Source organism: Streptomyces sp. NPDC004752 (genome assembly GCF_053601275.1).
The window spans coordinates 83,963-97,002 of the sequence record NZ_JBSGBN010000004.1 but is presented as its reverse complement, the minus strand read 5'-3'; the positions used below and the strand labels follow the sequence as shown (position 1 = coordinate 97,002).

12 protein-coding genes are annotated in these 13,040 nt (G+C 71.8%); 11 read left to right on the top strand and 1 reads right to left on the bottom strand.

The annotated features are described in order from the left end of the window. Nucleotides 1-3 precede the first annotated feature (3 nt). The 6 genes from ACWEKM_RS03190 to ACWEKM_RS03165 all read left to right on the top strand — a co-directional run bounded on the left by ACWEKM_RS03190 (nucleotide 4) and on the right by ACWEKM_RS03165 (nucleotide 5,467). Entirely contained in the window at nucleotides 4-1,671 is a 1,668-nt protein-coding gene (locus ACWEKM_RS03190) for a beta-N-acetylhexosaminidase (RefSeq protein WP_451619424.1), read from the top strand. A 190-nt stretch (nucleotides 1,672-1,861) separates the two neighbouring features. Continuing rightward, the gene (locus ACWEKM_RS03185) at nucleotides 1,862-2,365 is read left to right on the top strand and encodes a hypothetical protein (protein ID WP_451619423.1); all 504 of its coding nucleotides are present in this window, start codon (nucleotides 1,862-1,864) and stop codon (nucleotides 2,363-2,365) included. Between the two features lie 76 nt (nucleotides 2,366-2,441). Further along, complete coding sequence (locus ACWEKM_RS03180) at nucleotides 2,442-3,092, top strand: hypothetical protein (protein WP_451619422.1); 651 nt, start codon at nucleotides 2,442-2,444, stop codon at nucleotides 3,090-3,092. Between the two features lie 191 nt (nucleotides 3,093-3,283). Next, on the top strand, nucleotides 3,284-3,673 hold the full coding sequence (locus tag ACWEKM_RS03175) for a hypothetical protein (protein ID WP_451619421.1): 390 nt from the start codon (nucleotides 3,284-3,286) through the stop codon (nucleotides 3,671-3,673). A 219-nt stretch (nucleotides 3,674-3,892) separates the two neighbouring features. Continuing rightward, nucleotides 3,893-4,525, top strand: coding sequence for an RNA polymerase sigma factor (locus tag ACWEKM_RS03170; RefSeq protein ID WP_451619420.1), 633 nt, complete (start codon nucleotides 3,893-3,895; stop codon nucleotides 4,523-4,525). A 138-nt stretch (nucleotides 4,526-4,663) separates the two neighbouring features. Further along, complete coding sequence (locus tag ACWEKM_RS03165) at nucleotides 4,664-5,467, top strand: hypothetical protein (protein WP_451619419.1); 804 nt, start codon at nucleotides 4,664-4,666, stop codon at nucleotides 5,465-5,467. A 217-nt stretch (nucleotides 5,468-5,684) separates the two neighbouring features. On the opposite strand, the gene ACWEKM_RS03160 is transcribed toward ACWEKM_RS03165, so the two are convergent. Then, nucleotides 5,685-6,173: an ATP-binding protein gene (locus ACWEKM_RS03160; RefSeq protein ID WP_451619465.1), complete on the bottom strand. Its 489-nt coding sequence runs from the start codon at nucleotides 6,171-6,173 to the stop codon at nucleotides 5,685-5,687. Nucleotides 6,174-6,422: 249 nt separating this feature from the next. Between ACWEKM_RS03160 and ACWEKM_RS03155 the strand changes: the two genes are divergently transcribed. The 5 genes from ACWEKM_RS03155 to ACWEKM_RS03135 all read left to right on the top strand — a co-directional run bounded on the left by ACWEKM_RS03155 (nucleotide 6,423) and on the right by ACWEKM_RS03135 (nucleotide 12,767). Then, a complete protein-coding gene (locus tag ACWEKM_RS03155) occupies nucleotides 6,423-7,667 on the top strand; it encodes an XRE family transcriptional regulator (RefSeq protein ID WP_451619418.1) in 1,245 nt (414 codons plus the stop codon). Beyond that, the gene (locus tag ACWEKM_RS03150) at nucleotides 7,658-8,179 is read left to right on the top strand and encodes a GNAT family N-acetyltransferase (RefSeq protein ID WP_451619417.1); all 522 of its coding nucleotides are present in this window, start codon (nucleotides 7,658-7,660) and stop codon (nucleotides 8,177-8,179) included. The genes ACWEKM_RS03155 and ACWEKM_RS03150 overlap by 10 nt, the downstream gene beginning before the upstream one ends. A gap of 680 nt (nucleotides 8,180-8,859) precedes the next feature. After that, a complete protein-coding gene (locus ACWEKM_RS03145) occupies nucleotides 8,860-10,365 on the top strand; it encodes an AAA family ATPase (RefSeq protein WP_451619416.1) in 1,506 nt (501 codons plus the stop codon). A 543-nt stretch (nucleotides 10,366-10,908) separates the two neighbouring features. Then, nucleotides 10,909-11,571, top strand: coding sequence for an RNA polymerase sigma factor (locus ACWEKM_RS03140; protein WP_451619415.1), 663 nt, complete (start codon nucleotides 10,909-10,911; stop codon nucleotides 11,569-11,571). Then, a complete protein-coding gene (locus ACWEKM_RS03135) occupies nucleotides 11,571-12,767 on the top strand; it encodes a hypothetical protein (RefSeq protein ID WP_451619414.1) in 1,197 nt (398 codons plus the stop codon). The genes ACWEKM_RS03140 and ACWEKM_RS03135 overlap by 1 nt, the downstream gene beginning before the upstream one ends. Nucleotides 12,768-13,040: the final 273 nt, after the last annotated feature.

The following is a 13,040-nucleotide window of genomic DNA, read 5'->3' as shown; positions in this document are numbered from 1 at the left end:
GGTGTGAGCCAGCACAGGCGCCGCGCATCGGCGCAGCAGATCAGGCGGCGGCGCGCGGCGATCGGCGGAGCGTTCGTCTGCACGGTCGCACTCGGGGTCGGACTGGGTGTCTGGGCCGCGGCGGACGGCGGCACCGGAGCACCGTCCACGGGAGCCGCGCGCCGATCCTCGGGCGACAGCGCGGTGGGCGCGGCCCCCGGTTCGGCCACCCCGAGCCCGGCGAGCCCGTCGCCCAGCCGTTCCTACCCGCTGTCCCAGGCCCCCCGTACCATCCCCGCCGTGCGCTCGCACACCCCCGAGCACGGCCCCGGCTGGCGCCCCGCCCGGGGCGAGCGGGTCGTGGTGGGCGACCCGGCCCTGGCGGACGAGGGCCGCCTGATAGCCGGTGAGCTGGGCCTCGCGTACGCGGGTGAGCGGCACGACCGGCGCGCCGGGGACCTGCGGCTGGAGCTGACCGGCGACAAGGCCGGGAACCCGGAGTCGTACACCATGACCGTGCGCGGCGGCGGGGTGACCATAAGCGGGTCCGCCGACGCGGGTGTGTTCTACGGCACCCGCACCCTGAAGCAGGAGGTCCACGGCGGCGGCGCCGCCCCGGAGGGCGTCGTGCGCGACGAGCCCGCCAAGCCGCGGCGCGGCTTCATGCTGGACATAGCGCGCAAGCCGTTCAGCGAGTCCTGGATAGAGGACCGGGTGCGCGAGCTGGCGGACCTGAAGTTCAACGAGCTGGGGCTGCACTTCTCCGACGACCAGAGCTTCCGGATCGAGTCCAGGACCCACCCGGAGATCGTCTCCAAGGACCATCTCACCCAGGCGCAGGTCAAGAAGATCGTCGACCTCGCGGCCGGCAGGCACATCGCCGTCGTACCCGAAATCGACTCCCCCGGACACCTCGGCGCGGTCATCGCCGCCCACCCCGATCTCCAGCTGCGCAACGCGCAGGGCGTCGCCTCGCGCGGTGCCATCGACATCTCCAAGCCCGCCGCGGCGCGCCTCCTCGACGACCTGCTGGGCGAGTTCAGCGGTGTGTTCCCGGGCCCGTACTGGCACCTCGGCGGCGACGAGTACCGCGCGCTCGCGGTGTCCGATCCGGCCGCGTCCTTCCCCCAGCTGGCCACCGCCGCCCAGAAGGCGTACGGCCCCGGCGGCACCATCGCCGACCTGGCGACCGGCTGGCTCAACGCCCGCGCCGACACCGTCCGCGCCCATGACCGCACGATGCGGGCCTGGAACGACGGCTTCTACCGGGGGACCTCCGTGCAGCCCGCCAAGGACCTGGAGGTCGCCTACTGGACGGGCAAGGAGATCGGCGCCCGGCCGCCGGCGGAGTACCTGGGCGAGGGGCGCAAGGTCATCAACTACAACGACGAGTTCCTGTACTACGTCCTCGGCCAGCCGCAGACCTTCGTCTACCCCACCGGGCAGCGGATCTACGAGCAGTGGAACCCGCGGGTGCTGCGCGGTACGACCGCCGTGCCCGCCCGGTACGACGGGCAGATCCTCGGCGGTTCTTTCGCCGTCTGGTGCGACTTCCCGAACGCCCAGACCCAGGACCAGGTGGCCGCGGGGATCCGGATGCCGCTGCGGGCGACCGTGCAGCGGCTGTGGGACCCGGGCACACCGGCGCTGTCCTGGGCCGACTTCAAGAAGCTGGCCGGCCGACTGGGCTGACCCGCCGGTCTGGGCCGCTGGGCTGACCGGTTGGGTTGGCCCGCCGGTCTGGCCCGCTGGGTTGGCCCGCCGGTCTGGGCCGCCGGGCTGACCCCCGCCCCGGGGGTCCGTTTGCGGATACGGCTGCGAACTTCCGTGCGGCTGTGGTGTATTCGCCCGGAGCCGAGTCGCACAGCCAGGGGGGACGGACATGGGCTACTGGGGGTATGTCGTCGTGGGCCGGGCCGCGCGGCCGCTCGCCGAACTGGACGCGCTGGCCGCTGCCGAGGGCCTGGCCCGGCGGGCGGCCGGGCCGGGCGGCTGGCAGGTGTGGGAGTACCCGGGCCCCGAGGGCGAGATCGGGAGCATGAACGCCCTCGCCGAACAGACCGGCGCGCCCGCTCTGTTCGGGTACGTCATGGACAGCGCCTGTGTGGTCGTCGAGGCGGCGGCGCCGGACAGCGGCGCCTGGACGACGTGTCTGGCGCGCACCGCGATGGCCGGCTACCTCGGCGCCGACGCGGCGGGCCTCACCCTGGAGGACTACTTCCTGGATCCCCGCGACGCCGCCGCGCGTGCGGTCGCCTGGGCCGCCGAGGCGGGGCACACGGTCACCGCGGAGGCCGTGCTCGACGTGCTGACCGCCGAGCCCGACGACCTGGCCGAGAACCTGCTCTTCCGCCTTCTCGCCCTGCTGGGTGCGCCACCCCTGTGACACTGCGGCGCCCTCCCGCGCAGTAACGGGAAGTGCGGGCTCCGTACAGGTCGGCGCCCCGGCGAGGGAGACGCGAATGAGCCTGGTGAACCTGATCGCACAGGCCGATGAACAGGGGCTGGCCGCCAGTGGGTTGGCTTGTCTGGACCGCTGCGCACCGCTGCTGGGCGGCGACGGCGAGGTGCTGCGCCCGCTGTGGGGGAGCCTCGCGGACGGCGGCCACTGGGGCGGGTGCCTGGAGCAGGCGCGTGCCGCCCTAGGCCCGCCGGGCCCGGCCGATGCCGCGGACGAGGACGAGGACGAGGCCGTGCGGCTCGCCCGCCGGATGCTCGACGCGGTCCCGGCCGAGCGCACCGGCGTCGCGCTACGGGTGTGGGCCGACGCCTGCTCGGTGGCCGCGCTACGCGTCCACCGGCTCCTCGAACCCGCCGCGGGTGGCACCGGCACGGACGGCGACCCGCGCGGTCTGCGCCCCCTGGCGCTGGACGCCGTACGCGCCGGGAGGACGACCGGGGAGCGCCGTAGCCAGGGCCGTACAACGACCGGCGAGGGCCGTACGCAGGGCCTGCCGCCGCTGGTCGCCGCCGAACTGCGCCGTCAGGTCACCGTCCTGGAACTGCTCGCCGCGCATGGGGCGGGCGGGCTGTGGCGGGCCCTGGACGTGACGACCGAGGGGCGCCGGGTGCTGGGCGCGGTGGTCTCGCGCCGGGCCCGCGGCCGGGCCTGAGACCGCTCGGCGGCGGGCCCGGGCGGACCGCGCTCCCGGGCCGGTGCTGTGATCGTCCCGCGCTCCTGGGCCGGTGCTGTGATCGTCGTGCGGGAGAGGTGGGGCGGTCCTGCACCGGTCGCGGACCCGGCCCGGTTCCGAGTGACGAAAGCCACGCCGGTCTCGCTTTTGACTATGTGACAGCGCAGCAGGTGACAGAACAGCAGCGGACCAGGCCGCAGGCCGCGACCAAGCCCGTGCGATGGGCGGCGGACGTGGTGGCGACGATGCGCGAGGGCGCGCGGGTACGGCTCGACTACTCGGCGCAGAGCCTGTGGCGGGTGGACCGGATGATCGACGACATACGGCGCGAGGGGGCGCCGCCCGCCGCCGTGCAGGACGTGCTGCGCGGCTTCGGCGCCTACGCCGGCGAGGTGATCGTCCGGCAGACCGGCGCCGAGTGGTGGGCGAGCGGCGGCGACCACTGGATCCGCACGCCCGACGGTCGGCTGTGGGACCCCGTCGAGGAGGCGCGGCGCTGCTTCGCCGGGCATGGCTCGCTGCGGCTGCTGTGCCGGGACGCGACGGTGTCGGGGCCCTGACGACCACCGCGGACGCGGCCCGCAGCCGGGCGCCGGGCGCGGCTGTCCCGGTGGGTGGCCGCCGGGACAGCCACGCCCTGTGACACATCTGTGAGCTGCGGCGCTGATCATCATGGGGACACGGGTCGCCGTGTCGCACCGTGTCGCTCGGTGCCGATGCGTCGCGAGGACGAGTGGTGGCACGGGCATGGGCACGGCTCGTACGGACGAGGACGGTTCTTGGGCCAGGGAGGGGAACGTCGCCGCCTACAGGCGTACGACGGCGAGCTGGGCGCGGCCGTCGCGCGGGCCCAGGACGGCGACGAGACCGCCTTCGCCGCGGCCTACCGGATGGTGCAGCCGGGCCTGCTCGGCTATCTCCGTGGCCTCGTCGGCGACGACGCGGAGGACGTGGCCTCCGACGCCTGGCTGGAGATCGCCCGGGACCTGGGCCGGTTCCAGGGCGATGGCGCCGGGTTCCGCGGCTGGACCGCGACCATCGCCCGGCACCGGGCCCTCGACCATCTGCGCAGGCAGCGGGTGCGGCCCCGGGCCACGGGTCTTGAACAGGACGTACTGGAGCTGCCGGGGCCGCACAGCACGCACGACCAGGCGCTGGAGGCCCTCTCCACCGAACACGCCCTCGCCCTGGTCCGGGGGCTGCCGCGCGACCAGGCCGAGGCCGTGCTGCTGCGGGTCGTCGTCGGTCTCGACGGCCCCGCCGCCGCGCGCGTCCTCGGCAAGCGCCCCGGCGCGGTGCGCACGGCCGCGTACCGCGGGCTGAAACGTCTCGCCCGGCAACTGGGCGGCGGATCACCGGCGGACGACGGTGTGACGGATCAGGGCCCGGGCACGCTGGGGGATTCGACATGAACGGTGGCGGGCGCGGCACGTATGGAGTCGGTGGAGCCGACGGATCGAGCAGCGCCCGGCGGCCCCCGCGAGGCGAGGAGCGGACGGCTCCGGCAGCCCCAGCGGATCCGGCGGGCCGGGCTAGGACGGGGAGCGGACATGGGTGAACGGCACAGCGACGACGGGCCGCCAGGCCGTCGGCACGCGCACCCTGGCGGTCCGCTGCCCGGCCCGCGGCCCTCGCACCCCGGTGGCCCGCGGCCCGGCCCGAGGTCGGCGGACCAGGACGCGACGCTGGAGGCACGGTTCGCCGCCGCGCTCCGGCCGGACGGCGCCGACCTCGATCCGGCGGCCGAGCGGCGAGCCGTCGCCGCGTTCCGCGCCGCGCGGGACACGGGGGCGCACCGGGCACGGACCCGGCGCCGGGACGACTGGCAGCCACGCGCGCCGCGGCGCGCCCGGTTCTCGGTGAAGGCGACGCTGTCCGCGTTCCTCGCGAGCGTCGCGCTGGGCGGCCTCGCCGTCGCGGCGATCGCCTCGGCCGGGTCACCGGCGCACCACGGCGACGAGCCCGGCCGGCGGGCCCCGCACCCGTCGACGGAAACCACGGAAACCCGGGAACGGCCGCCCACCGAACCGGCCCCGGAGCCGTCCGCCCCCCGGCCCGCCACGAGCCCGGCCGCAGGCCCCAGCCCCACGGACCCGGCGCCCCCGGAGTCCGCGGCGGCCCACGCCCGCCCGGACCACCCGGCCACGGCCAACGACACCCTCGCCCACTGCCGTGCGTACGAGCAGGTCAAGGACCGGGGCAAGGCGCTGAACGCGACGGCCTGGCAGCGTCTCGTCACGGCCGCGGGCGGCACGGAGAAGGTGACGGCGTACTGCGCCGACCGACTGGCCGCGGCGACGGCGACGGCGTCGGTAGCTACGGCGGCGGCCGAGGAACCCCGGGCCGAGCAGTGATCCCACCGGCCCGGGCGCCCCTCGCCGGGACGACGGGTGGCTCCTGCGTGGCCGCCGACCTTCGCGGTCAGGGTGCAGACGGCATTTTGGCGTCGGTCAGGAAGCCCTGAGTTCGCGGGCGTTCTCCAGAGCGCCATACGTGCCTCGCGAATGGCCCGCGCCGAGAGAGTGATCACCGCGGCCGGTCCCACGATGTCGGCTCCGGCCTCGGCCTGCATCACGGATGACCTCTCGGTGTCGTGCCGTTGTCCGGTGGAGAGGTCAGGCGGGCAAGTCCCAGCCCGACCCTTCGGGGGAGCCGAACCAGACCCGCTGACGGGCCGTGTTGGACAGCGGGGGCGCGGCCTGTGGGCGGGCGATTACGACTCATGGAATCGACCAGGAGCAAGCCACGGCCCGCCTCCACATTGTCGTCGGGCTTGCCCAACACGGGAACGTTTCGGCTCTTGTCGGCAACCCCGATGCGAATCACGTCGCGCTTCTCCCGGCGGATGAGTACGCGGATCGCTTGGCACTTGGTGTGGTTGACGGAGTTGTTGACCAGTTCCGAGACGATCAGCTTGGCGGTGTCAGCCAACTCGCCTATGCCCCAGGTGTTGAGGGCGGTAGAGACGAGCTGGCGGGCGCGGTGTGCGGACTCCGGCTCGCAAGGCATGGTCTCGCTGTAGCCCGGCGCACCTGTCGTGGTAGGTCTGGCGGCTGTCATGATCACGGGGTCATCCCTCCGGCGCGGTGGATTTGCCCAGCCATGAAGGGGGGCTGGCCGGGCTCTCCTCTCCGTGCAGCCGGGCGCCGGGGTGGCGCCTCTTCACTGCAACGGTGGTTGCGACGAGACAAGTTCACCCCTGGACCATCCGTAGCGGACAGGTCATTCCGCCGCGCGACGCGTGCGTGACCCCGGTGATTTTTACCTTCGGGTTGTCGTCGCTGGTCGTGTCGCCGCTACCGTGCGGTTATGGCGGAGAACCGAGCGCTCGCCGAGGCAATGGAAGAACTCGCCTTTTCACAGGCGGGGTTGGCCCGCAGACTCAACGCTGAGACTGAGGTGCTGACTGGGCGGGAGGGGCGCTTCACGGACCGCGACGTGCGGCGCTACCTCGAAGGCAAGACCAGTTGGCCGCATGCGAGGCAACGGCTCTGCCTTGAGAGGGTGTTCGGACGCTCGGCCACCGATTTAGGGTTCATCCCGCGGGGCAAGACCGTCCAGGCCCCGCGGGAGGTCCCCGTGCACCGCCGTACGTTCTTCACAGCGGCAAGTGGCACCGCTCTCGCCGCAGTGACCCCTGCCCTGACCCGCCTCGGGATGAGTGACGTACGCCGATTTCATCATGAATACGTCCAAATCCTTGAGGATGATTGGAGAGTCGGTGGGGCGCGGCAGGTGGAGAACGATGCTGTTGAGCTGTCCACGCGCATCCAGTCGACCCTCTCATCGGGGACTGCGTCTCCACGGGTGCGGCAGAAGCTGTACTCCCTGTCCTCTGATGTGATCAGCACCGCGGCCTTCGCCGCAATCGATGCCAAGGACCGGACCCGGGCGCGCAAGCACCTGGACAGGGCGGTCACATTCGCAGGGCTGTCCGGAGACAGCGAGACCCAGTACCACGTGTGGAATCACCTTGCGATGACGGCTGGGCAGAGGGGGGACTTTGTCGAGGCAGCGGCTGCGGCCGATGCCATGAAGGTACTGTGGATCGCCCGGCGAGACCCCGTGTATGCCTCCCTCGCGCACATGCGAAACGCGAGGACGCTGGCGCGAAGCCGTCAGCGCAGTGATGCATTGAAGGCCCTCGTTGCGGCGGAGAATTCCTTCGCTCGGGGCCCGGACGCGGAGCGGCCGGCGTGGATCGGCTTCTACGATCAGAGTGAAGTCGATGGGCTCTCGGCGAGCTTGTGGTTCTCCCTGGGTGACTTCGCCAAGGCTGAGTATTTCTTCCACCGAGCGCTGTCGGGAATCCGTACGGAACTGGTGCGAAACCGGGCTCTTTACTCGGCCCATCTTGCGCTTGCTCAGGCAAGCCAAGGGGAAGTGGAACTGGCCTGTGCGGCGGGGCAGGGAGCCTACGACATGCTCAATCCGGAGTCCGGTTCGAAACGCACGACAGACATTTTGGAAAAGGTTCGGAAGCTGATTATTTCCACAGGTTCGACGGCGCCCGAAATCACCTCCTGGATCGAAAGATCGCGGCAATGGATCTGAAGCACTATGGGCAAGAAGAAGTGAAGGGCATCCGAACCATGCTGCTGGATATCCACGACGCGGTCTACGAGGGTTTGTCAGGAACCTTCGACTCTCGGGAGCGTTTTACGCAGTTCGTCGACGGCTGGAGCAGCCGGGACGGGTGGGTGTGCGTCATCGGCTTTGACGAGGGCGAGCCGATGGGATACGCCTATGGGGCCCCCTTCAGCCCTGGCGGTTGGTGGAGCGGATCTGAACGGCCTGCGATCTTGGGGCCCGAGGAGCGGGCCTTCGCGCTGTCGGAGCTGATGGTGATGCCACGTTGGCGGAAGACCGGCGTCTCCTTGAAATTGCACGAGGCACTGCTGTCCGGCAGGGATGAAGAGGCGGTCACGCTGTTTGTCGATCTCTCGCACCCCAAGGTTGTGACCCTATACGGATCGTGGGGATACGAGAAGGTTGACGAGTCCAAACCGTACGACGGCTCGCCGACTTACGCGGTGATGCTGAAGAGGCTCAAGCGATGTGAGTAGCGGCGACGCAGTGACGGTCCGGCTGAGGGAAAGAAGATCCGATACTGGATCGGCCGGGAGTGTGCCGGCGCAGGCTACGAGGCCTTCGGATGCTGGAAACAGCTCCGTGTCCGACGAACCGAGGTGAGCCCCTGGGAACGGCGCGCTGCCTCGGGGACATCTGGAGGGCGCGGGGGAGAACCCCATGGAGGTCTCCGCGCATGTGGGGCACCACTCACCGGGGCGCACCATGGCCCGGCACGGCAAGCGCCGAGTCGAAGGGGCTCGCAGGCCGGGGGCCGGGACGGCTCTGCGCATCGGCCTGGGGAGCAGTGCATGAGGCGCCCTGACCGGTGGGTCACACGGTGGGGCACGGCGGCCGGCGATGCCCCGTATCGGCCCGGGCCGCAGTGGAAGGCGCCGAGGCGACGGCCGGGGCCGCCACCCTTGGCCTGCCTGAGCCTTGAAGGGCCTCTGAACAGGAATTATGCCGTCTGGGCAGAGGCTCTCGATTACCGTCTGGATCGGCCCCCGTCGGGGTGCTTCTGACGGTTCCTGGCCGCTGTTGGTCACGCGTGGGCTACGCCCAATCATCGGGTCGGCCCCTGCGAGCTGTTGTGCCAGAGTGAATTCCAGTACGACACTTTCCGTCGAAGTGCACTTGGACTTATTTCGTAGCAGTCGATGTGTAGGGGGGGCGAGTGAAGAAGAGCCTGCTGGTCAAGCCGGACGACGCGGCCGCTCGGGACCGGGAGTGGGATCTGCTCGCGGAGTTCGTCGCTGATCCGGATCCGGCGATGCGGCTCGGCATCGTGTCGGGGCGGTGGCGGCAAGGGAAGTCGTACCTTCTGCGGGCACTGTCCGAGCAGGTCGGCGGCCTGTACGCGACAGCGGTCCGGGAGGAGGGGCGGCTGCCCGCGATCCAGCGGTTCAGTGACGCGGTCGCCGCCCACGCCGGCCTGCGGCCAGGGAGTCTGCGTCTGACCGACTGGCGTGACGTCCTGTCCAACGCCCTTGATGTGACCGCCCGTTCCGCGCACCCGCTGCTGGTGATCGACGAGTTGCCGTACTTGCTCCAGCACTCGCCTGAAATCCCGGGGCTGCTGCAACAGCTCTATGACGAACGCCAGCGGGGTGCCCGTCCTGGTGCCGGGCCGGGTCCGCGGCTGATCCTGTGCGGCTCCGCCATGAGCGTCATGCACGAACTGCTTTCGGGGACCAAGCCGCTGCGGGGACGAGCCGTGGTCGATCTACGGCTGGGTGCCTTCGACTACCGCGACAGCCGGGCCTTTTGGCAGATCGCCGAACCGCTGACCGCGCTGAAGGTGCACGCGGTCCTGGGCGGGGCACCCGGCTACCGGCCGGTGGCTGCCCGGCCGCATCCGGACGACGGCTTTGAGACCTGGCTCACCCGGACGCTGCTCGATCCGGGGCGGGCGGTGTACTCGCGTACCGAGACCGAGTACCTGCTGCGCGAGGACCCGAGGATCACGCAGCACACGCTGTACTACGACATCCTCACCGCGATCGCGCAAGGCGCCACCACCCCCAGCAAGATCGGTGCCGCCCTGGAACGCCCGCGCAACGCCGTCGCTCACCCGCTCGGAGTGCTGGAATCCACCGGCTACATTCGGCGGGAACAGGACATCCTCCGCTCCAGACACCCCGTCATCACGCTCGCTGACCCCGTCATCCGCTTCAACCAGCTCATCACCCTCCCGCAGGCCGCCGCCGTGGAGCAGGGTTTCGCCGAGCAGGTGTGGCAGCAGGCAACTCCGACCTTCAACTCCAAGATCCTCGGGCCGCACTTCGAGGACCTGGCCCGCGCCTTCACCCGTCGTTACGCCCACACCCTGTTGCCCGCTGGACTGCCCGGCCCGGTCGGTACCACCGAGGTCGCCGACCAGGCCGCCCGGACGAAGCACGAGGTCGATGTCATCGCCCTGGCTGCCGGTGAGCGCCCACAGGCTCCCCGTGCGAGGATCGCGCTGCTGGGCGAGGCCAAGGCGACCGCCGCCCGCCGTGGGACCGGTGACCTGGAGCGCCTGGAACGTATCCGTGCCCTGCTCGCAGATCAGGGGTACGACACGGCTGCCACCACTCTGGCCCTGTACTCCCTGCACGGCTTCTACCCCGACCTGGTCGACCTGGCCGACCGTCGTGACGATCTCCTCCTGGTCGATCTGACCACCCTTTACAGCAGTTGATACAACAGCTGACCTTTACAGCAGCTGAGACCGAGAGCGGCCAGTCTTCGAACCAGGCGCGTAGGGGGTGGCCGGCGGCAGCCGGTATGGGACCAGGCCGTGCCGGCTCAGTTCGAGCCGTGCCGATGCGGATACCAGGGGCGCGGAGGACCTCGACCACGGTCCAGGTATGGAGACGCCCCGCACTCCGGACAATTCCTGGGTCACAGCGGGAGGCGCCGAGGCGACGGCCGGGGCCGCCACCCCCCACAGGAGAGGCCCCGGCCGTCGCGCGGCACGAGCCGCGCAGCGGCCCGTACTTCCTTCAGCGTCAGGGGTGCGTTTTCTGTCACACCGATCCGCGTCATGAGTTAGTTGCATCTTGTACGGACATGGACGGCAGCGGTTTCAGGCCGTAACGTGCCTTTCGCGCCGAGGCGCGGGGGACGCATGACCAACCACCTGTGACCTCGAACACCGCAACCATCAATTGAGGAACCACGACGGCGAGGACCACGGCCGCGAGAGCGGCGCCGGTTTAGGCGCAAAGTAGGGATACCACGGGTGCTGGGGGACGACGCGGAGTTGACCGCCGCGGTACGCGCGGCACAGGACGGGGACGAGACCGCGTTCCGGACCGTCTACCGCGCGGTGCATCCGCGGCTGCTGGGGTACGTACGGACACTGGTCGGCGATCCGGACGCCGAGGACGTCGCGTCCGAGGCATGGCTGCAGATAGCCCGCGACCTCGAACGCTTCAGCGGTGACGCGGACCGCTTCCGCGGCTGGGCCGCCCGTATCGCCCGCAACCGCGCCCTCGACCACATACGCATGCGTGGCCGCCGCCCGGTGATAGGCGGCGACGAGACCGAACTGACCGCCTGGGCCGCCGAGTCCGACACCGCGGGCGAGGCCATCGAGGCCCTGGCCACCGACCGCGCCCTCGCCCTCATCGCGCGGCTCCCGCAGGACCAGGCCGAGGCGGTCGTGCTGCGCGTGGTCGTCGGACTCGACGCCAAGACCGCCGCCGAGACGCTCGGCAAACGCGCGGGCGCCGTCCGTACCGCCGCGCACCGTGGTCTGAAACGGCTCGCCGAACTGCTCGCCGAGGATCCGGAATCAGCCGGCCGGCTCGACGCCCTGCCGACCCAGCGAGAACCGCGCGATCGTACGGTGACGTCCGCCACTGTGACGCATACGCGTTGGCGGACGCAGAAGGACATGTGATGGCCGACGAGCAGGACAAGTGGCTGAACCGGGAAACGGCGGAACGTCTGCTGCGCGGTGAGCCACTCGAAGCCGTCGACGCGTCCGCCCGAGGCCGGGCCGAACGGCTCGCCGGGACGCTGGGCGCGCTCGCCGTCGAGGCCACCCCGGCCGGGGTCGAACTCCCCGGTGAGGAGGGTGCGTTGGCGGCCTTCCGCAAGGCCCGCGAGGCCACCGCAGAGCAGGCCGCCGTGGCGCACGGCGACGGTTCGCAGGAGCGCCGCACCGGTGCGGCGTCCCGGCCGTCCGACGTGGGACTGGTCCGCCTCGGCGGCCGCCCGGCCCCCGCCCGCGGCCGTCCCCGCTGGGCCCGCCCCGTGCGGCTGGCGCTCGCCGCCGCGCTGGCCGTGGGCACGGTCGGCGGGGTCGCGGTGGCCGCCGGCACCGGAGTCCTTCCGGTGCCCTTCGGCGGCGACGATCCCGGCCCCGCCGCCTCCGTCTCCGCCGCCGGGACGCCCGAAGGTCCGCTCGTCTCGCCCTCCGCGGACGTCGCGCAGGGCGGTACGTCGGGCCCGCCGACGCCGAGCGCCCCGACGAGCGGCACCCCCAGCACCGGCTCCCCGCGCGAGGGGTCCGGCACCGATCGGGCCGAGGGCGGCGCCACCGGCTCCGCCGGGCATACCCCCCAGCCGTGGGCGGGCGCGCCCGCGGCCTGCCGTGACCTCCGGGACGGCAAGGAAATCGGCCCCGGCCGCGAGCGCCTCCTGGAGCGGGCGGCGGGCGGCCCCGCGCGCGTGTGGACGTACTGCAAGGGAGTCCTGGAGAGCACCGGCGGCACCCAGGGCGGCACGGGCCGGAAGTCCGACGGCGGCAAGGACGGCAAGGACGAACAGTCCGGCCAGGACGAGCAGGATGACAAGGGCGATCGGGGCGATCAAGGTAACAACGGCGATCGGGGCGACCAGGGCGATCAGGGTGGTTCAGGTGACCACGGTGGTTCAGGTCACCACGGTCACCGGGACAACCGGGGCGGCCACGGCCACCGGGGCGACCAGAGTGGTGATGACGACGGCGGCGGCTCGGACGAGGGTCGCGGCGACGACCACCGTCAGGACGGCGGCAGCACACCCGTCCCGTCCGCCTTCGCCCCGCAGCGGCCCGACGGCCCCACGCGCTCCCCGGGCTCTTCGCCGAGCCCGACGTACACCGCGCTCTGAGGCTCCCCCGAGTCAAGGCTCCCCCGACCCAAGGCTCCGACCTGCGCCTTCGCATATCGGGAACGATCCGGCGAGTCGGGTGTGACGTTTCCGGCCACGGTGACGCAGTACAGAGTGAGCCGACTGGTCATCGGCTGTCGCACCGAGCCGGGGTTCCCCCCGTACCTACGGCTCGTGCACCTTGGCGCGGGCGGGGTCCGGTCCCCCCGGCCCCCCCCCGCCCCCGCTCTCCCCCGCCCCCCCCTGAGCGCAGGGCGCCCGGGAGCGGCGCCG

Coding starts and splice junctions, on each gene's coding strand:
- ACWEKM_RS03185 (WP_451619423.1), top strand. CDS start 1,862: ATGGGCTACTGGGGGTATGTCGTCGTGGGCCGGGCCGCGCGGCCGCTC.
- ACWEKM_RS03180 (WP_451619422.1), top strand. CDS start 2,442: ATGAGCCTGGTGAACCTGATCGCACAGGCCGATGAACAGGGGCTGGCC.
- ACWEKM_RS03165 (WP_451619419.1), top strand. CDS start 4,664: ATGGGTGAACGGCACAGCGACGACGGGCCGCCAGGCCGTCGGCACGCG.
- ACWEKM_RS03160 (WP_451619465.1), bottom strand. CDS start 6,173: ATGACAGCCGCCAGACCTACCACGACAGGTGCGCCGGGCTACAGCGAG.
- ACWEKM_RS03155 (WP_451619418.1), top strand. CDS start 6,423: ATGGCGGAGAACCGAGCGCTCGCCGAGGCAATGGAAGAACTCGCCTTT.
- ACWEKM_RS03150 (WP_451619417.1), top strand. CDS start 7,658: ATGGATCTGAAGCACTATGGGCAAGAAGAAGTGAAGGGCATCCGAACC.
- ACWEKM_RS03135 (WP_451619414.1), top strand. CDS start 11,571: ATGGCCGACGAGCAGGACAAGTGGCTGAACCGGGAAACGGCGGAACGT.